A 19,405-nucleotide genomic window follows, 5' to 3' on the forward strand; every position below is an offset into this window, starting at 1 on the left:
TCAGGGCTTCACGCCGATTTGGAGGATGTTCGAGTTGTCGCCGATGTAATACTGGGTCGCGCCGCCCGGGGTCATCGTCGGCTTGTTCTCCACGCTCCACGTGTCGAGGATTTTCGCCGCGGTCGTCTTCAGGTAGGGCGTCGACGGGGGAATGGCGTACGGCTTGGCGATCTTCTCGACGACCGTCTTCTTGTCCTGCATCGTCCCGAGCTGGCCGATGCCGAGATCGGGCGGCGTGACCATGGAGCTCGCGAAGTAATTGCCCTTGAACCCGTCCGGGGTCTGCCATTGCGTGAGCCTCTTCGGCGCGGGCGGGGGCGGGCCCACGGAGAGGGGCTCCTTGAAATCGATGCCCCGCATGTGGCTGAAGATCTGGCTGATCTCCTCCGGGTACTTGTAATTCCGTGCCTTCCCCAAGGCCTTGTCGAACGTCTGGCCGAGGTCCTTGTAGAAGTGGAGGGCGACCTTCTTCCGGGCGGCGATCTGCTCGACGGTGTTCCCCTTGGCCGCGGCGATCTTGAACATGTGCGGTGTCGGGGGGCGGAAGCCGATGACCTGGCGCTGCATCGCGAGGCGCACCGCCTTGGACTTTGGCTGGCCAAACGTCTCCAGCACCGCGCCGAGCGTGCGGCCCTGGGGCCTGCGCGCGCCGTCGCTCGCGCTGCCCTCGACCTTGGGCGCCTGGCCGGGCACGCTCTGCGTGTTGATGTAGACGTGCTTGCCCTCGATGATGACGTCCTTGCCCGATTTCAGGATGACGTTGCGATCGGCGAGCAGGTTGATGTTCGCGTCGTCGATGATGCTCGTGCCCTTGCCCGTCGTGAGCGAGACCTTCGGGTGGATCGTCTCGATCATCGTCTCCTTGAGCACCATCGTGGGCTCGTTCGGTTTGTCCGGGTCTTTCTCCCGGAACTCGACCATGGCGGCGACGCTGCGCTGGCCGACCATGACGTTGTCGACGGCGCCGATGAAGGAGCTTCGGTTCGCCCCCACGAAGATCGAGCGATTCGCGCCCGTGCGCTCGTTCTCGTTCGCCTTGACGAGCTTCGAGAGGTTTCTCTGGGCCTGCATGTAGAGCACCTCCTTGCCCGCGGCGTCGTCGAAGGTGATCTCGTTCCAGCCCTCGGATTTCGGCGAGGACTGCGATTTCCACGTGCTCACCGTCCGCTGTTCGGGGAGGTTGAAAGGCACGGGCGCGACCTTGTTGTAGGCGCGGCCGAGCAGGACGGGCTGATCCGGATCGCCTTCGAGGAAGGCAATCAAGACCTCCTGGCTCACGCGCGGCAGGACGATCATGCCGAAGGCGCCGCCGGCCCAGCCCTGACTCACGCGAATCCAGCAGGACGATTGGTCGTCGTATTGGCCGTCGCGATCCCAGTGGAATTGCACGCGGACGCGGCCGTGCTCGTCCGTGTGGATCTCCTCGCCCTTCGGTCCGACGACGATCGCGCTCTCGACGCCCTCGACGACGGGCTTCGGCGTGATCTTCATCGGCCGGAATCGGGTCTTTTCCTCGACGAACGCGGCAGAGCCGGAGAGCGTCCACTCGCCGTCGTGCGTGCCCTCGACGGTGACCTCCGTGCAAAGGAAGCGGCCCGCCGTGACGTCGCTGCGCGGGTGATTCTCGATCTTGAAGAGGAGCCCCGGCCCGAGATCGTACGCGTTCGCATCGAACTGGAGCTCGCGCTTGCCGCGGCGCGCGGCAGCGAGGTCGATGTCGGCGACGAGCTTGCCCTCGGGATCGCCCGGGACGCGCGGCGATTCGCGCCGATCCTTGACGAGGCCGGCGGGGGTGTACCGGTAGAGCTCGAAAAAGTCCTCGGGCTTGGGCGCCTTCTCGGCGTCGCCGAGCAGGTGGAAATCGGGGCGCACGAAATCGTAATCGCGGAAGCTCGCCGCGCCGGGCCGGATGCGGTGCGAGACCTTGACGTTGCGGACGAACTCCTTGCGCGCGTCCTGGTTTGGCGCGTACACGAAGGGCAGGGTGGGGCGCTCCTCGCCCGCCTCGGGTTTGTCCGAGAGGATGAGCTCGGTGGTGTACGTGCCGGCGTTGCCGCCGCCGATCTGCTTGAACCAGTAGGAGATGCCCTCTTCTTCGAGCAGGCGGCTCACGAAGTCGTAATCGCTCTCCTCGTACTGGACGCGATACTCGTGCTCCTGGTGGTCGTCGACCGTCTTCATCTGGTGGACGATCGAATACTCGTCGAGGATCTGCTTGACGATCGCCGGGATCGTCATGTGCTGGAAGATGCGGTTCCGCTTGCGGAGCCTGAGGAGCCACATCTGCGGCACGATGCGCACGAAATAGGTCGAGAGGCCCGTCACTTCGGCCTGCACCATCTGGATGTGGCTGGCGACGCCCGACCAGGCGCGCGGGCCCGAGAGCGGGCCGCCCATCATCAGGAAGGCCGCGGGTCTCCCGACGAACCCCTCGAGATCGAGCCCCGGCAGGCGCGAGCGCGCGAGGACGCCCACGTCGAATGCGCCTGAGATCGGCTCCCGGACGGAGAAATGCCGCACCGAGAGGGAGTCTTCCTTGTTTTCGAACGCAAGCTCCAGCAGCGCCATGATCGGCCTCGTCGGTTACGTCAGATCTTGTCGTCCGGATCGTCTTGCTTCACGGGGCGGAGCGGCGGGAGCGCGCGTCCGTGCGTGATGTCGGCGACGCGCGCGAACCAGCGCGTCGTCCACGTGGCGGCGAGATCCCTGAGCTTCTCCACGCCCTCGTCGAGCGTCTCGCGCGTGGTCGTGGCGAGGGGGAAGTCTTTCTTCAGGAAATAGATACGTTTGTCCGGGTCGAGGTGGAAATACCCTCCGCCCTGATCGAAGAGCCCGCCGATCGCCGGATCGTTGAGCGCGCGGCCGACCTTCGTGAACGCGTCGATCTGCGCCTCGGGCGCGCCGTCGCGCCAGGCCTTCGCCACGAAGACGCGCGCCACGAGCGCGTCCTTCTCGGGCTCGTGCCGGAAGCCGAACTCGCCGAACGAGATGTCCCCGTTCGCGTCGAATTCCGCGTCGTAGCGGTTCTCCTTGCGCGCGTAGAACTGCATGAGGGCCTCGGCCCTGTCTCGCCCCGGCGGCATCGCGCTGTTCGTCGCCATCGTCGTCCCTCTGCCTTCCGCCTCGGCGCCTTATTTGTTCTTGCCGCAGCCGCAGGTGTCGCCGGTGTTCCGGTTCTGCTGCTGGTACGCCTTGAAATAGAGATCGTCGTCGATGCCGTGGTATTCGGTCATCCCCGGCAGCCAGTGCTTGTCGAGGTTCTTGCCGTTCGTCTCGAAATCGGCCGCCTGGCCGCGCTCGCCCGAGAACGTGACGACCTTGCCGCCGCCCGCGTATTTCGCGTGGTTACTCGGGTTGTCGCCGAGCCCGAACACCATCGGCGTCGCGTCGTTCACGTGCACGTAATGCGTGTACTTCGGCCCCTCCACCCATTGCGGAGCCGCGGAGCCGAAGCTCGTGACCTTCACGTTCTCGTCGAGGCCCGCGTTCGGCGAGGGCGAGCCCGCCTTCAGCGTGTTGTTCGCGTCGTAGAGCGCGAGGCTCGTCACGGCGCCGCCCTGGCTGTGCGCGAAGATCTCGACGGGCCGACCGGACTCGCGCTCGGCCACGACGAGGTCGCTCAGCGTGTTCACCGCGGGGTTCCGGCCGTCGGTCGTGAGGTCCTTCTTGCCCGCCGCCGCCTCGCGGATGAGGCGCCGATCCTTCGAGGTCTGCTGCGCGTCCCCTACGAAGCCCTCGGTCGCATTGTAGACGCCGACCACGGTCGCGCACGTCATGTCGCCGAGCTGCTTCAGCGTCTCGCAATGCGTGGTGCGCGTCGTATTGATGCCGTTGACGTAGAAGATCGTGCGCGGAGGTTTGCCCTCGGTGCATTTCGCGCAGCAATCCTTCGTCGCCTGCGACGTGTTCCGCGTCGGATCGTCCGGCTTGTCTGGGTCGTAGGCCGAATGCGTCGGCGAGGATGGGTTGTAGCCGCTCTTTTTCGCGTTTTCTATGTCGGCCCGCGTGACCTCCTGGCCCTTCTGCGTGAGCGGCACGCATTTGCCGTTCACGTAGCCGAAGATCGAGCCGTCGTGGTCGACGTCCTTGCCGGTGCACGCAATGCAAGGCTGGGCCGGGGGTTTGCCCGTGAAGTACTCCTTGGCCTTGTCATACGCGTCGCTGACGCGCTTCGCGCCGGAGTCGAGCGCGTCTTTGCCCGCGCCGACCGCGTTGTAGCCCGCGTCGGCCACGGCCCGCGTCGCTCCGCGCACGCCTTCCTTGACGCCGTCCTTGACCGCGACCGCCGCATTGCCGACGGCCTTCGCGCCCTCGACCGCCGCATTGCCGACGGCCTTCGCGCCCGTGACGACCGCGTTTCCGGCGGCCTTCGCGCCGCTGACGACCGCATTGCCAGCGGCCTTCGCGCCGCTGACGATCCCGTCGCCGATCGCCTGCGCGCCACCCGTGATGGCGCCGGCCGTCTTCTTGGCCGCATTCGAGGCCGCGCCCCAAGCCCTCTGCAATAGACCGCCACCAGGCATGACTCAGGTCTCCTCGAGCGTACGAAGAAGCTTGCGCGTGAAGTCCGAGATCCACGCGGCCTTGTCACCGGACGAGAGGTGCTTGGCCGCGAGCGTCTCCGCCACGGCCGGCATCGCCGTGTCGAAATCACCGCCGAGCGCCCAGGCCGTGATCACATACGTCACGAGCTCGAGCTCCGTCGTGAAGCCGTGCAGCGTGCGCGCGCGATCGATCTGGTCCGCGACGAAGTACTTGAGCGAAGGCCTCGGCTCCTCCCGCGCGTCCGGGAACTGCATCTGGAGGAAGTTCACCGTGCGATCCGTGAAGCGCTCCTCCGAGGCCTTGGCGAAGGCGCGCATCTGCGCCGGGCGGAGCTTGAGGAGCACGTCCTCGCGCCTGCGCGGCGCGCCCTCGACGAGCCGCTTCCAGAGGAGCGCGCCGAGGCCGTCCTCCGTGGGGATCCCGTACTCGCTCACGGGGCCGTAGAAATCGTCGAGCTCGAGCGCGGTGCAGCAGTCGAGCCACGTGACGAGCACACGCGGGTCGTAGAAGCGGAAGTTCATCTTCGTGCCCGCCGGCGACTGCACGAGGAGGAAGCGGCGGAAGTGCCGCCGCACGCCTTCGAGGTTCGTGTCGGCGACCGCGAAGATGCAGAGGCTCGGATCCTCGGCGAGGCCCTCGCGCAGCCAGCTCCAGGTGGCGAGATCGACCTGGAAGAGGTACGGCGCCGCGTCGGCCCACTCGCTCGCGTCCTTGGGTTTGTAGAGACAGACCGCGGCGTGAGGCCCGGCTTGCGCCGCCTTCTCCGCGACGAACGGCGCGTCCGCGGCGTCGACCGCGGCGAACAGGCGGCCCGATCGCGCGAGGCGCTCGATGCCGTCGGCGAAGGCCGCGGTCGTGACGAGGGGGGACTCGTGCTCGTTCATGCCGGTGTCCATCAAGCCTCGTTCCCCCTCAGAAATCGCACTTGATCGGCGTGAACGGCGCAGCCGCGCGCTTCGCGGCCTTGAGCGTCAGCGCCTGGGATTTGTTGCGAATGCCGACGGCGTCGACGATGACGCCCGGCGGTTGATCGGGCGCGGGCGCGCCGGGGATGTACGGAGGCGGGACGCCGCCGACGAGCACGGTCATGCAGCCGATCGCGATCGGATCGATGCCCGCGACGCCGGGGACGCCGGGCGCCTTCGGGGGCTCCTTCTTCTCCTCGGAGCGGCCGATCTCGATGTTGAACTTGAAGCCGAGGCCCGCGAGCAGCGCGCCGACCTTCGCGCCGAACCCCACGCGGAGCTTGCCGTCGCGGTAGCCCGCGAACGCGCTCGCGCGCGCCTCCGCCGTGAGCAGCGCGCCCGAAGCCTCGCCGCCGATGCTGACGTCGAGGTTCACGAGCGGGATCGTGAACGTCTTCTTGCCCGCGACCTTGCCCTCGACGACGGACGCGCCCGCGCCCGCGGACGCCTCGGCGTACGCGGACTCGAGTTTGCCGTCCTTGACCTCGGCCTGGATGCCCGCGGCCGCGTCGGCCTTCGCCGTGAGGACCTTCGCTTCGCCGGAGACCTCGCCCCAGCCCTTCGCGTCGCCGGCCTTGCCCGAGGCCGCGAAGAGCGAGCCTTCGACCTCGGCCTTGCCGCCGGCGTTCGCCTTCATGTTGCGAACGCCTTCGAACTCCGCGGTCGCCCCGTACGAGCCCTTCGTCGAGCCCGAGAAGAACTGCGCGTAGTTGTCGACGGGTTTGCCGTCGGCGCCCTTCGGGACCGTGGTCGCGTTCCAGAGCTCGTGGTTTGCCCCGATCGCGACCTTGGGCTTCCACGCCTGGTCCTTCGGATCGCGGCCGTTCGCGAGCTGGTCGAGGGCCTTGTCGCCGGCCTTGTTGTTCGCCTTGTCCCAGGCGTCGCGCAGCGACTTCTCGCTGTAGTCCTCGCCGTCGGTGGCGTACTTGTTCTCTTTCGTCGCCGAACCGTCGCCCTTGAGCGTCCAGTAGGGCTGGTCGTCTTTCTTCGCGTTGCCCCCGCCGACCGCCGTGGAGGGCATCATGCACGTGCACGCGTCGGTCACGCGCGCGGCGCCGACCTTGTTGATGAAGACGGTCGCCGAGGTCTGCGTGATGGGTCCGGGGCCGTGCAGCGGACAAACGTGTTTGTCGAGCAGGCGCGCGGCGGCCATCCCACCGATGGTGACGTCGGGCGAACCCTCGGAGATCACCCCTCCGTGGACCGTCAGATCGCCTTTGCGTGCGGCTTGCGGCATGGCGGGCTCCTAGCAGTTGATCTTCACGAAGGGGCCGCCGTGGATGACGACCTCGCCGCCGGCCTTGAGCTTGATGTCGCCGTCGGCCTTGAGCGTGATCGTGGCGCCGTCGAGCACGATCGAGGCCTTCCCCGTCGTCAGCGTGATCTTGCCGTCGACCATCTCGATCATGGTCTCCTGCTTCTCGACGTCGGGATTGCCCATGGCCTCGACCTTGAGATCCTTGGGCTTGGCCATGACGAGCGTGTACTTCGATCCGACGAGCGTGGTGTCGACGGCGCCGACGACGCTCGATCGGTTTGCCCCGACGACCATCGTGCGGTTCGCGCCGGTGCGCTCGGTCTCGTTGCGCTTGACGAGCTTCGAGAGATCACGCTGCGCCTGGACGAAGAAGAGCTCCTTGCCCGCCTTGTCCTCGAACATGATCTCGTTGAAGCCGCCGTTCGTCGGCGAGCTGTTCGTCTTCCAGGTGCTCTTCGTCTTTTCGTCGGGCAGCTTGTACGGGACGCGGTTCTTGCCGTTGTAGAGGCGGCCGACGATGACGGGTTCGTCGGGGTTGCCCTCCCAGAAGCCGACGAGGACCTCCTGGCCGATGCGCGGGATCGTCATCATGCCGTACGCGGCGCCGGCCCAGCCCTGGCTCACGCGGATCCAGCAGGTCGAGGTCTCGTCGTACTTGCCGTCGCGATCCCAGTGGAACTGCACGCGCACGCGGCCGTACTCGTCCGTGTAGATCTCCTCGCCCTTCGGGCCGGTGACGAACGCGCTCTGCAGGCCGTTGATCTTGGGGCGCGGCGTGCGCTGCGCGGGGCGATGCAGCACGTCGATGAACGTGGCCTCGCCAGTGTGCGTCCACTCGCCGTCGGGCGTGCCTTCGTGGATCGCCTCGAGGACGAGCAGCTTCTTGCCCGGATCGAGGTCCTCGCGCGGGTGGTTGTCGATGCTGAAGATCACGCCCGGCGCGAGATCGAAGGCGTTCGTTTCGTACGAGACGACGCGCTTCGTGCGGCGCTCGGCCTCGAGCAGGATGTCCGCGCGGCGCTTGCCTTCCTTGTCGTCGGTGAAGGCGCCGTGCTCGTAGACGTATTGCTCGAAGAACTCTTCCTTCTTGGTCTTCTCGGCGTCGCCGCGGAGGAGGAACTTGGGTTTTTCGAAGTCGTAGTCGCGGATCGCCGCGGCGCCGGGGCGAACCTGGTGCGCGAGGTGGACGCGGCAGATCCACTCGTTGTTGCCGGGCTGGTTCGGGTTCTCCGCGTGGCGGACCGGCGGGCGCGCCTCGCCGCGCGTGGGCGCGTCGGCGATGTTGAGCTCACTCACGACCTTGTCGCCGTTCAACGCCTGGCCGTACCAGTACGAGATGCCCTCTTCTTCGAGCAGGCGGCTCACGAAGGCGAAGTCGGTCTCCCCGTACTGGACGCGGTACTCGTGCTCGGGGTGCGGCTCGGTGAGCTTCATCTTCGGCTCGATGCCGTACTCGCCGAGGACCTTCTTCACGATGTCGGGGATCGACATCTTCTGAAAGATCCGGTTGCCCTTGCGCTGCGTGAGCAGCCACATCGTGGGCACGATCCGGATGAGGTAGGTGGAGAGCCCGAGCGAGGTGCCCGTCGGCGGCTCGACGTCGATCTGCTCGGCGTGACTGACGACGCCGGTCCATGCGCGCGGCATGAGCAGGGGGTTCGTCGCGAGCATGCCGCCCGCCTTGCCGACGAGCGATTCGAGGTCGATGTCTTCCTTCGGCGAGCGCGCGACGATGTTTGCGCTGAAGAGCGTCGAGATGCCCTCGTGCACCGAGAAGTGCCGCACAGAGAGGCTCTGCTCGCCAGACTCGAAGGAGAGGACGGGGTTCGCCATTGGCCCAGCCTACGTAAAGGCGGGCGAAGCACGCAAGGGGGCCGAGCAATGGATCCACTCGTCGACACCCCGCGTCATGATGGCGAGCGGCGCTATCCGTGAAAAATGATGCCGACGGTGGAGATTGGCGGCGAGGGAGGCGGGGCGGGTGGCCGAGCCTGCGTCGCCGGGGTGGTGGTGGTCCGGCACCCCGACGCGGGAGGCAGGATCAGCGGGCCGTTTTGCGGAGCTGTTTCTTGAACGCGAGGCGGACGATGGGGACGATGGTGGGGTCGTTCTGGATTTCGCGTTCGAATTGGAGGACGTCGTGATAACCGCAGCGGCTCGTGCCGGGGTATTCGCGGCAGGCCTGGGGGCGGCCTTCATAGATGGTGCAGCCGCGCGTCTCGGGGTGGAGGAATTTGCAGGCCTTGCCGAAGATGGGATCTTTCTTGCGGCGGAGGATGCGGCCACCGAAGCGGTTCACGGTGTAGCGCTTCTCGGCGACCTCGGGCGTGACGCCGAAATGGGTCGCGAGCCGCTTGACGTCCCGGGCCGTCACCTCGACGCGCTCGTAGATGGAGCAGCAAAATGCCACGCACTTGGTGCAATCGTATTGAAGGCGCGTTCGTCCGGTGGCCACGGCTGACTCCAGGGAGAGGTGGGAACGGTTGGATGCCGCGTCCCGTGACGAGGCGGCGCGAGTCTAGGCGCATCGAAGGCCCGGGTCGAGGGGGTCCGCGCGGGTTCGTCCAAGCAGGCGGCGTGAGCATGGATACGCAGCCCGGACGAACGCGCCCCGTCGCAGACGGTCTCCCGCGCGTCCTGAACATCCTGGGTTGTGTGTTGTCTCGCAATTCGTCGTGACGGGGTTGAATACGGGCGCTACCTTTCACGGGCTCACGCGGAGGTGCTGTTCATGCGTGTTTTCTTGGGCGCCGCTCCGCTTGTCTTGCTCCTTGCGTGCGCGCGCTCGGCCTCGCCCGGCGATGCCGGTGATGCCGGCGAGTCGGCCGAGGCGCTGTCCGCGTCGCCGCGCATGCAGACGCTCGCGTCGATCGGGCCCGCGAAGCTCCGGCCGGCGCCGCCGCCAGGCGGGCGGCGATTCCGGGTCTCGCCGCTGGGAAACGACGCGAACGATTGCTCGGAGCGGAAGCCGTGCCGGGAGATCCAGCGAGGCATTTCGCTCGCGACGGCCCCGGGCGACGTGCTGCTCGTGGAAGACGGGGAATACTCACACTTCATCGTGGACGGGCACCGGGGCGAGCCGCGCCGGCCGATCACGATCTTCGCGGTCGGCAAGCGCGCGATCGTCCGGCCGGATCCCGATTGCAAGAACAAGAACTCTTGTCGGGACAACATCATCGTTCGAAAGTCCCACCACGTCGTCCTCGACGGCATCTCGTCGTACGGCGCGCCGCGGGCGGCGGTGGCGGTGTTTTACGGGACGAACGTGACGATCCGGAATGGGACGTTCCTCGACAACGGGCGGTGGGGGATCTTCTCGTCGTTCGCGGACGACATGACGGTCGAGAACAACGAGGTCCGCCGGAGCCGGCGCGAGCACGGGATCTATCTGTCGAACAGCGGCGACAGGCCTGCGATTCGCGCGAACGTGCTGCGCGACAACGACGGCTGCGGCATCCAGATCAACGCCGACATGCGCGAGAGGCCCGAGACGGACAAGTCCGGCAAGAGCTTTTACGACGGCGTGGCCGACGGGATCGTGACCGGCGCCGCCATCGAGCGGAACCTGGTCATCGGCAATGGATCCGGCGCGCTCGCGAACGAAAAGAAGCGGAGAGGCGCGGGGATCAACCTGGACGGCGTGCAGGACTCGATCGTGCAAGGGAACGTGCTCTACGACAACGCCGCGGCGGGCATCGTGGCGTTCGGCGACGCCGACGGAATGGAGCAGGACGCGGAGGAAGACGGCGACGGTCGCTTCGGCCCGAAGGGGCTCACGATCGCGCACAACACCGTGGTGATGCCCGAGGGGGCGCGGAACGCGCTGCAGATCCGATTGAGCGTGGGGCCGAACGTGGTGCGGAACAACATCCTGTTCCACCGCGACACGCGCCGCGCGGGGCTCGAGCTCGTGACGGAGAAGGACGCGAAGCTCGTGGAGAGCGACGGGAACGTCCTCGATCGGGTGGCGATCGGGGACAAGGTGCGGCCGCTCGACGATTGGCGAAAGCAGCTCGGCAAGGACGGGCATTCGCTGTCCGTGCCGTTCGCACGGCTCTTCGTGGATCCGCTGCGGGGCGATTACACGCTCTTGCCCGCGTCGCCGGCGGCGCGCGCGGCGACGGACGACACGGTGGACGAGCACCAGGATTTCATGGGGAAACCACGCGCAAAGCGGGAGAAGGGGCACAGCATCGGGGCCTGCGAGGTGGGGACCCCGGAGGCCCCGAGGTTCAGGGCATCGCCAGGCGGATCACGCGCTCACCAGCGATGAGGACGAGGTCCTTGCCGTCCACGGTGACGGCGCGGACGCCGCGCGGCGCGACGGAGAGGGCCGGCGCGCCGTCGCTCGCGAGGCGACCCGGCGCGCCGCTGCCGAAGGCGTGCGCGAAGAGGCTCGACGGGCCGATCATGCCATTCGCGTCCGGCGCGACGACGACGAGCGTGTGGCCGAAGTCGTTCGCGATCACGAGCTCGCCCGTGGGAAGGAAGGTGATGTCGCTCGGGCGATTGAGGTGCAGGTCGGCGACGGTGCCGGGCGTGGCGACGCCATACCGCTGGCTGTCGCCCGCGATGACGTTCTCCGCGGTGAAGGGGCCCGCGGCGGGGATGCGTTTCACGGCGTTCGAATCGTACGAGGCGACGTAGAGGTCGCCGTTCGGCGCGAAGGCGATGCCGCTGATGTTCGGGCCGAGGCTCTGCGGGATGTCGTCGACGAAGCCAGGCTCGAGCGTGACGCCGAAGGTGGTGATGGCCTGGTTCGTGACGTTGACGATGCGGAGGTAGTTCGCGTCGGCGAAGTAGAGCGCGCCGCTCGGGCCGACGGCGGCCTTGCCGGCGCCGGTGTTGATGGCGACGCGCGCGGCGGTGGCGAGGCCCGCGGCCTGCTGTTCGGCGGTCGTGGCGGCGCGGCCGTCGCCCGCGACGACGGAGAGCATGCCCGTCGCGAGGTCGACCTTCGAGACGCGCGGCAAGCTCGCCTCGAGGAGGTAGAGCGCGCCGCCCGCGAGGTCGAAGCCGCGCAAGGTGCCGAGATCGGAGGCGAGCGCCGACGCGTTCGGGCCGATGGTGTTGCCGGTGTAGCCCGTGCCGGCGAGGGGCATGAGCAGGTTCGTCGTGCGATCCTGCGCCACGACGCGCGCGTCGGAGGCGTAGATGTAGCGGTTGTTCGCCGCGTCGACGCGGATGGAGCTCAGGCTGTTCAGGAAGCGGAGCGAGAGGCCGGGCAGGTTGTCGATCTTGCTCGGGCCCGTGCCGGCGACGGCTTCGACGAGGCCCGGAGCGCCGGCGGCGTCGAAGAGGACGCGGCGCAGGCGGCCCTCGGTGAGCACGAGGAGCGAGCCGTTGCGATCGACGAACGGGCGCGAGAAGAGCGCGAACGTGGCGCTCTTCGCAGGGCCGCCGTCGCCCGCGTAGCCGGCGTTCGGGATGGCCTTGCCCATGTCCCAGCTGCCGGCGACGAAGTCGATGCAATCGTTCTCGTCGAGCGTCGTCGGCGAGGTGCCGCCGGCCGGGCGGATGCGGCGGACGAGGCCGTGACGGCTGCCGATGAGCGCGTCGCCGCGGACCGGATCGACGACGACGCCGCTGTTGATGCCGAGGGGGATCGTGAGCGCGGGGCAGCCTTCGGCGGGCAGGCTCGAGAAGTTGCCGCCGCCGGCGAGGGCCGAGCTCTCGACGTACATCGGATCGCCGACGGGCGGGCGGTTCGCGGGGATCTTGCGGACCTGGAGCGAGGTCGCCGTGTAGATGCTGCCCTCGGCGTCGAGCGTGACGGTGAGCGGATTGACGGCGCCGATGTTCGCGATCTGATCGACCGCGTCGGCCGCGATCGTGACGCCCCAGGCCGTGGTGGCCGTGCCCGTGGTGTTGATCGCGCGGATCGTGCCGTTGCTGTTGTCCGCGACGAGCAGGATCGAGCCGTCGGCCGTGAAGGTGAGGTCGGTGATGCCGTTGAAGCTCGCGCTCGTGCGGTTGCCGCCGTTGCCGCCGTTGCCGCTCGACGCGGTGCCGGCGTATGCCGTGACGGTGCCGTCGGTGCGCTTGGCGCGGAAGATGCGGAAGCCGGTCGCGAAATACGCGTCCTGCGTGACGGGGTGGATCGCGACGGCGGCGACGCCCTCGGGCCCCTGCGCGACGGTCTGGAGGGTCTTCGGCTGGATCGTCTTGCCGAACATCGTGACGGGCGCGGCGCCGTTGTTGATGACGCGGACGCGCTTGCGATCGGCGATGTAATAGTTGTTCGCCGCGTCCGTCGTGACGAACCCTCCCTCGATCGAGGCGAGCAAGGGATCCCCGCCGTCGCCGATCTCGCTCTCCTCGGGGCCGCCGCCCGCGAGGATCGTGTAATCGCCCGTGACGCCGAAGACGCCCGCGTCCGCGGTTTGTCCGGCCGCATTGACGACGATCTCGGCCGGGCCGAACGCGACGGCCGGGACCTCGACGACGAGCCGATCGGGCTCGGCCGAGAGGACGACGGCGTCCACGCCGCCGACCGTGACCTTGTTCATGGCGGCGCCGGCGGCGAAGCCAGTGCCGCGGAGGACGAGCGCGCTGCCGGGCGCGCCGCCGGCCGGGGTCGTGTCGAGCACGGAGAGCACGGGCAAAGAGCCGGTGATCGTGGCCGCGGCGTAGCTCCGCGCAGGCAGGCGTCCCGGGGCGGCGAGGTGGATCGGTCCGGTGACGGCGTCCGCGGGGACGGTCACGACGACCTGCGTGCCGGCGGCGTTGATCGAGCTGACGGCCGCGGGCGCGGCGGCGCCGGAGAACGTGACGGTGAGGTCCGCGGGCTGCAGGCCGACGAACCCGGCGCCCTGGAGGGTGATGCTCTCGCCGGGCGCGTGGGCGGCGTCGAAGCCCGTGACCGCGAGCTCGGCGGGGATCGACGCGTCGGTGATCGTGAGCGGGAGCCAGTTCGAGCGCAGGCCGTTGACCTCGATGGCGATGGCGCCGGTCGCGAGCGTGGACTCGGAGTTGCCGACGCCGAGCGCGAAGGCGAGATCGCCCGAGGCCGCCTGGTTCGTCACGATCTTGCGGCGCGTGCCGCTGCGGCCCGGGATCGCGAGCTGGTTTCCGTCGACGGACAGGGGATCGAAGCCGAGGCCCTGGACCTTCAGCGTGGAGGAGAGTTTGGCCTGCGTGACGTCGGTCGAACCGGCGACGGGCAGGTGGGTGAAGCCCGGGGAGAAGGTCGCTTGCGGTGTGCCGCCAAGGGTGAGCGTGACCTTGCGCGTGTTCGCGACGGCGGGGGGCGTGGTGACGCTGAGGGTGGCGTCGTCGAGGACCATGACGTCGGCGGCCGGGACGTCGCCGAAGAGGACGCCGACGGCGCCGACGAAGCCGTAGCCGCTGATCGTGACGAGCTCGCCGCCCGCGGCGCTGCCGGCGGCCGGTTGCATGCCGAGGATGTTGACGGCGGGTTCGACCTCGATCGTGTAGTCCTGCTTCGCGCTTTGCCCGTCGGGCCCCGTGGCCACGAGCGAGACGGCCTGCGGCCCTTCCTGGCCGGCGACGGGCGTCCACGTGACCTCGCCCGTGGCGGGGTCGACCTGCATGCCGTCGGGCTTGGTCGCGAGCGAGTACGTGATCGTGTCGCCGGGCAGGGCTTTTTCCTGAACGGCCTTCGACGCGTAGACGTACGCGTCCCCGACGCGCGCGACGAGCACCGGCATCGTGGTGAACGAGACGGGGCCGCGCATTTCTTCCTGTCCACCGGCGCCTCCGTCGCCGCCGGCGCCGCCCATGCCGCCGATGCCGCCGGAGCCGCCCGCGCCGCCGCTGCCCGCGGGGTTCGTCGTGCCGGAGGTGGCCACCGAGTCGTCGGAGCAGCCCGTCGCGAAGGCGGCGAGCGGGAGGCTGATCAGGAACGCAAGCGGGATTCGGCTGAACGCACGGGAACGCATGGCGGGCTCCTCCTTTGACGGAAGGGAAGATCGAGGAGGATAGAGGGGAGGCGGTCGCGGCAGAAGGGGGAGGGCAGCGGCGGGGGATGATTCCCGTGTCCCTGGACGAAGGGTGGGGCGGCCTTCACGGTCGCCCGCCGCCGGGACGGCGCAGCCGCCCTTCTCATTTCATCCTGGAGGGTTCGACGGTGAATCGGCCTTGCCCTCAAGGGACCACGACGGGAAGCTCGATCGCGCAGGGGGCGGCGAATGCCATCGAGCGTGATCCTTTCGCGGGGACGCGCTCGAAGGTGTCGGCATCGGCGCCGGCGAGCGAGACCCGCAGCGACGATCCCGGCGGCAGCTCGAATGCGATGGGCCGCAGACGCACCTCGATGGCGCCGCCACGAATGCGCGCGACGCCCTCGGTGAGCAGACGCGTGGGCCCCTCCGCGAGCTTCGCCTCGAGGTAGGCGAAAAGCGCGGATTCGTCTCCGTCCGCCGTGACCTGGCAGCGCAGCACCGGCGCGCCGAAGACCGATAACGTGTCGGTGAGCGGCGCATGGTCGAAGGACAAGAGTCCCCGGGCCTTCGCGCGGTCGCCCGTATCGACGGGGCGCAAGAGGCCGGTCACCCAGCGGTTCTTCGTCCCCGTGGTCGCCTGGAAGTCGACGTCGAGCCGCGCCTCGAGCGCCGCCGCGTCTCGAACGAGCTTGCCTCCCGAGGCCAGCGAATACGTCGCGGCGCGCGTCGTGGGCCACGCGTCCCCCTCGCGCCACACCTCCGCGCCGGCGACCCAGTACCGACGCTTCGGCGCAGCCGGCGCTGTTCCTTTCAAATGGCGATCGAAGAACGCGACGACGTCGTCGACCTTCACCGCGGCGCCCGCGCGCGGGCCAAAAGGGCTCGCGGATTCGTTTCCCTCGTGCGTCCACGGGCCAATGACCGCCTCGACGAGCGGCATTGCGCGATCGGCTCTCAAGACCGCGTCCGCCGTGGCGGCGTCCCAGAAGCTCCCCCAGAGCCCCACGGCGGCCTTCGTCTGCGCGAGCCTCTCCGCGTGAGCGGCCGGGCCGACCTTCGCGATGGGCACGCCCGCGAAAAGATCCGACGGGCCGCGCACATCGACGACCGCGCCCGCGACGTCGGCCACGCGCCTTTCGCCGATGAGCTTGGCGAGGCCGAGGCCTTTTTCGTCGCCGTCCACAGGATGAACGCCGGTCACGATGTATTTCGCGGGCGCAGGAAAAAAGGCTGGCACCTGGTTCCTGTCGAGGCCGGCCACGTCCTTGCCCCATGCATCGATGAACGACGTGTTCCGCACGCCGCCGGGCGCGAGGAGCTCGTCGAGCAAATCCCACTCGACCTCGCGCACGAGCGCCGCCCGGAGCGCGGGGTTCGTCGTCGTCGCCGACAGGAGCGCGGTCGTCCCTTCGTACGAGACGCCCGCCACGCCGACGCGCCCGTCGCAGAAGGGCTGCGCCGCGATCCACGCAATCAGATCGCTCGCGTCGGCCACCTCCTCGTCGGACCACGGGCGCGGCCAGGCCCCCTCCGACGCGCCCGTGCCCCGGACGTCGGCGACGACGACTCCATACCCCGCAGCGACGAGCGCATCGACCGAGGCGTCGCGCGGGCCGAGTGGCGGCACGCCGGGCTGATCGGGGAATCGCGTCGCGAAGCTTCGCCAATAACGCGTTTGAAAGAGGACGACGGGGACACGCTCGGCCGGCATGGGCTCGGGGAGGATGACGTCGGCGGCGAGCTTCACGCCGTCTCGCATGACGACCTCGGGGCGGCTGACGCGCGCTCGGGGCCTCTCGGGCTGCAGGGCCATGAACACGCCCGCGGCGATTGCGACGAGCGCCACGAGCACGCCGAAGACGATTCCGACGATCTTGACGACACGTTTCATGACGAAGCTCCCAGCCCGACGCCGAGGACGCCGGTGATCTCGTACGTCAGGCGCTCGGCCTCTTCGGCGCTGAGGTCGCCGAGCAGCCCGTCGGTGATCATGCGCGCGAGCCCGTAGGTGAGGGCTTGCGCGGCCAGCATCCCCGCGCTGCGGGAGACGAGCGCGGGGCTCGACACGCCCTGGTGGTCGCGCCCGAGCACCTCGTCCATGGTCTTCTGCCAGGCGGCGGCCATCTGCTGCAGGAGCGCCGACGCGGCGACGACGTCGGCGTGGGTGAGCGCGCGAAAGGCGCCGGGCTCCTCCACGGCGAAGCGCACGTAGGCGATGCCGCGTGCGCGCTCCTTCTCCAGCGGATCGAGGGTGCTGCCCGCCGCAGCATCCATGCGCTCGAGCAGGCGTCGCGCCCCCTCCTCGGCCACGGCGACGAGGAGCGCGAGGCGGCTCTCGAAGTGGCGAAACGGCGCGCCCCCGGTGACGCCGAGGCGCTTGGCCAGCGAGGACACGTTCAAGGCGTCGACGCCCTCCCTGGCCACGGCCGCGGCCGCGGCGTCGATGAGGGCACGTCGCAGATCGCCGTGGTGGTAGGCGTCCGCGGACTTCTTCTTGATCCGTCTGCTCACCGGCATGGGGGCGCGCTCCCGCTGGAAGTAAGTTGTACTTACTTAGCAAGTAAGTACAACTTACACAAGGCCCCACGACCGCACGCGCTCCCCCACGCGCCTCCGCCCCCGCCTTCGCCCCCGCCCCCCATATTGGTGCCAAGGGGGCACCGCATTCGATGCGGGCCCCCTCGACGCCCGAGAACCATTACTTGCCTTCGTCCAGACCTTCCGCGGAATTGAGCACCCAACCACCACCGTTGACGAACTCGTACCGACCCTGTTTGCCACAGCCCTGCACGCCCATGGAGCCATGGGCGAGCTGGGTGACGGTCAGTTTTTCCTTCTCGCAGTGCATGTCGAAAGCGGCCTTGGGGAGCCCCGTATCCATGAAATGCGCCTGCGACCCGGCGATGTAGCAGCCAGCGAGACTCACGAGCAACGCCAGCGCGGCGGCGGCTTGGGAAATCATTCTTGACATGACAGCACAGACTCCTTCGACTTCGTGAGCTGGGATCCGGGAACGTGGGGCGCCACAATCAGGGGTTGCCACACGCGATTCCTTGGACCGTCCGAGCTTGGAGCGCATCAAAGTCTGTGCGACGACGTACGTCAAGAGGGTCGTCGCGGCCGCTTGGCTGGCGGCGCTCGTTCAGTGCTTGTCTTCGCGCTCGAACGCTTCCCTTTGCGAAAGGAGCCACGCCCGCGCGGACGCCTCGTCCTCGAAAAACCCGGCCACGTACTTCTCGCCGTGGATGAAGTTCGTCGCCCGATTCCACATGTTCACGAACACCCGCATGCTGAAGCCGCCGCCGAGGTAGGCCGTGAAATACCGCTTTGCGGGCTTGGGGTTCGTCGCGCCGAGGCGCCGCGTCTCGCCGTCCATTCCCCCGAACTCCCGCATGTCGCAGATCAGGAGCACGGCGTCGGGCACGTTCGAGAGATCCTCCGTCGCGAGGACCGCGCGCATCTCGTCGCACGAGACGGGGCCGCGGTAGATCATGGTGGACACGTCGTCATCGCCATAGATGAGCGTGTGTCGTCCGATGTGATGGGTCTTCATGCCGTCAATGCATCTGCGCGCGCTCGAACGCGTCCCGCCGAGGCAGGAGACACGAGCTTTTTTGCGTAGAGGTCGTAAGGGGGAGAGCGTCCAGGAAGCGGCCGAGGAGCACGGAGAGATCGTCCCGGGAAAGCAGGGGCGTCCGTCGTACCAGCGGGGGATGGTCGCTCCTGTTACCGGCGATGTCAACACACACGGAAAGGTACGCGTCGAGGGTCAATGGTGAATGTGGAATTCCCCTGTTCCCCCAGCCGCGCCCAGACCTCACGCAATCCGATGCAGCAGCGGCTCCCCCCGAACGAGACGGTGGACATTGCCCGCGACGATGTCCGCAATGCGCGCGAACGCCTCCTCCGTGGACCCCGCGACGTGCGGCAAGACGACGACATCGTCGCGCCGATAAAGTGGATCCGCCGGATCCCAAGGTTCTTCCCAGAACACGTCGAGCCCAGCGCCGCCGAGCCGGCCCGTCTCCAGCGCGTGGAGGAGCGCGCCTCGATCGACGATCGGGCCCCGCGCAACATTGACGAGCAGCGCCCCAGGCTTCACCCGCGAAAGAAACGCCTCCCCGACGAGGCCACGCGTCCCCGGCGTGAGCGGGCAATGGATGCTGATCACGTCGGCCCGGGCGGCAAGATCGAGCACGTCCTCGCGAGACGTGGTGCTGCGCGCAGCAAGAATGCGCATGCCAAGGGCCTCGGCGATGCGGGCGAGCGCCGTACCCGAGCGGCCGAGGCCAAGGACGCCGAGCGTACGCCCAGCAAGCTCGACACCGAGCGGCGCGCCGATGGAGCGCTCGGCGAAGGCACGCGCAGCACGAGGGAAGCGGCGCGCGAGCGCCAGGATCAAGAAGAGCGCCGCCTCGGCGACCGATTGCCCGTTCGTGCCAGGCGCGTTGCACACAGGTACGCCCCGGGCGCGCGCCGCCACGAGGTCGATGCCCTCCGTGCCGACCGCCGGCTGCTGGATGAGGCGCAAATGGCGCGGCGCGGCGATGACCTCCGCGTCGAGGCGCGCGTTCGAAGGCAAGAGGACGTCGGCATCCTCGACCTGGCCCGCGAGCGGCAAGCCCGGATCCCACGAGCGAAGCGCAACACCCGAAGGCAACCGCGCCCGGATGGCGTCGACGATGGGGAACCAGCCCGTTCCGCAGAAGACGATTTGCACGGAGGACCGTTAC

The 19,405-nt window shown here is 68.5% G+C and carries 14 protein-coding genes; 1 reads left to right on the top strand and 13 read right to left on the bottom strand.

Going from position 1 to position 19,405, the window contains the following annotated elements:
• From tssI (QHF85_RS38165) to QHF85_RS38195, 7 genes are all read right to left on the bottom strand, one after another.
• Entirely contained in the window at positions 1–2,568 is a 2,568-nt protein-coding gene (gene tssI / locus QHF85_RS38165; protein ID WP_281332349.1) for a type VI secretion system tip protein TssI/VgrG, read from the bottom strand.
• Positions 2,569–2,588: 20 nt separating this feature from the next.
• Positions 2,589–3,101, bottom strand: coding sequence for a hypothetical protein (locus QHF85_RS38170; protein ID WP_281332350.1), 513 nt, complete (start codon positions 3,099–3,101; stop codon positions 2,589–2,591).
• A gap of 30 nt (positions 3,102–3,131) precedes the next feature.
• Entirely contained in the window at positions 3,132–4,523 is a 1,392-nt protein-coding gene (locus tag QHF85_RS38175; protein WP_281332351.1) for a hypothetical protein, read from the bottom strand.
• Between the two features lie 3 nt (positions 4,524–4,526).
• The gene (locus QHF85_RS38180) at positions 4,527–5,429 is read right to left on the bottom strand and encodes a DUF4123 domain-containing protein (protein ID WP_281332352.1); all 903 of its coding nucleotides are present in this window, start codon (positions 5,427–5,429) and stop codon (positions 4,527–4,529) included.
• Positions 5,430–5,457: 28 nt separating this feature from the next.
• Positions 5,458–6,747: a PAAR domain-containing protein gene (locus tag QHF85_RS38185; RefSeq protein ID WP_281332353.1), complete on the bottom strand. Its 1,290-nt coding sequence runs from the start codon at positions 6,745–6,747 to the stop codon at positions 5,458–5,460.
• A 9-nt stretch (positions 6,748–6,756) separates the two neighbouring features.
• Complete coding sequence (gene tssI / locus QHF85_RS38190) at positions 6,757–8,601, bottom strand: type VI secretion system tip protein TssI/VgrG (protein WP_281332354.1); 1,845 nt, start codon at positions 8,599–8,601, stop codon at positions 6,757–6,759.
• A gap of 208 nt (positions 8,602–8,809) precedes the next feature.
• Positions 8,810–9,223: a YkgJ family cysteine cluster protein gene (locus QHF85_RS38195; protein WP_281332355.1), complete on the bottom strand. Its 414-nt coding sequence runs from the start codon at positions 9,221–9,223 to the stop codon at positions 8,810–8,812.
• Between the two features lie 276 nt (positions 9,224–9,499).
• Here QHF85_RS38195 and QHF85_RS38200 point away from each other — a divergent pair, with 276 nt between their 5' ends.
• Positions 9,500–11,041, top strand: a complete 1,542-nt coding sequence (locus tag QHF85_RS38200) for a right-handed parallel beta-helix repeat-containing protein (RefSeq protein WP_281332356.1) — start codon at positions 9,500–9,502, stop codon at positions 11,039–11,041.
• On the opposite strand, the gene QHF85_RS38205 is transcribed toward QHF85_RS38200, so the two are convergent.
• The 6 genes from QHF85_RS38205 to QHF85_RS38230 form a co-directional block, all read right to left on the bottom strand.
• Positions 11,001–14,669 (bottom strand): IPT/TIG domain-containing protein, encoded by a 3,669-nt coding sequence (locus tag QHF85_RS38205; protein WP_281332357.1) that lies wholly within the window; start codon positions 14,667–14,669, stop codon positions 11,001–11,003. The genes QHF85_RS38200 and QHF85_RS38205 overlap by 41 nt on opposite strands.
• A gap of 205 nt (positions 14,670–14,874) precedes the next feature.
• Complete coding sequence (locus QHF85_RS38210; protein WP_281332358.1) at positions 14,875–16,563, bottom strand: CocE/NonD family hydrolase; 1,689 nt, start codon at positions 16,561–16,563, stop codon at positions 14,875–14,877.
• Positions 16,560–17,189: a TetR/AcrR family transcriptional regulator gene (locus tag QHF85_RS38215; RefSeq protein WP_281332359.1), complete on the bottom strand. Its 630-nt coding sequence runs from the start codon at positions 17,187–17,189 to the stop codon at positions 16,560–16,562. Before QHF85_RS38215 ends, QHF85_RS38210 begins: the two co-directional genes overlap by 4 nt.
• Before the next feature lie 181 nt (positions 17,190–17,370).
• Positions 17,371–17,634 (bottom strand): hypothetical protein, encoded by a 264-nt coding sequence (locus QHF85_RS38220; protein WP_281332360.1) that lies wholly within the window; start codon positions 17,632–17,634, stop codon positions 17,371–17,373.
• A 180-nt stretch (positions 17,635–17,814) separates the two neighbouring features.
• Positions 17,815–18,225: a hypothetical protein gene (locus QHF85_RS38225; RefSeq protein WP_281332361.1), complete on the bottom strand. Its 411-nt coding sequence runs from the start codon at positions 18,223–18,225 to the stop codon at positions 17,815–17,817.
• 264 nt (positions 18,226–18,489) lie between these two features.
• Complete coding sequence (locus tag QHF85_RS38230; protein ID WP_281332362.1) at positions 18,490–19,392, bottom strand: NAD(P)-dependent oxidoreductase; 903 nt, start codon at positions 19,390–19,392, stop codon at positions 18,490–18,492.
• Between the last annotated feature and the right edge of the window lie 13 nt (positions 19,393–19,405).

The sequence above is a fragment of the Polyangium sp. 6x1 genome, assembly GCF_029946515.1.
Taxonomy (GTDB): Bacteria; Myxococcota_A; Polyangia; order Polyangiales; family Polyangiaceae; genus Polyangium.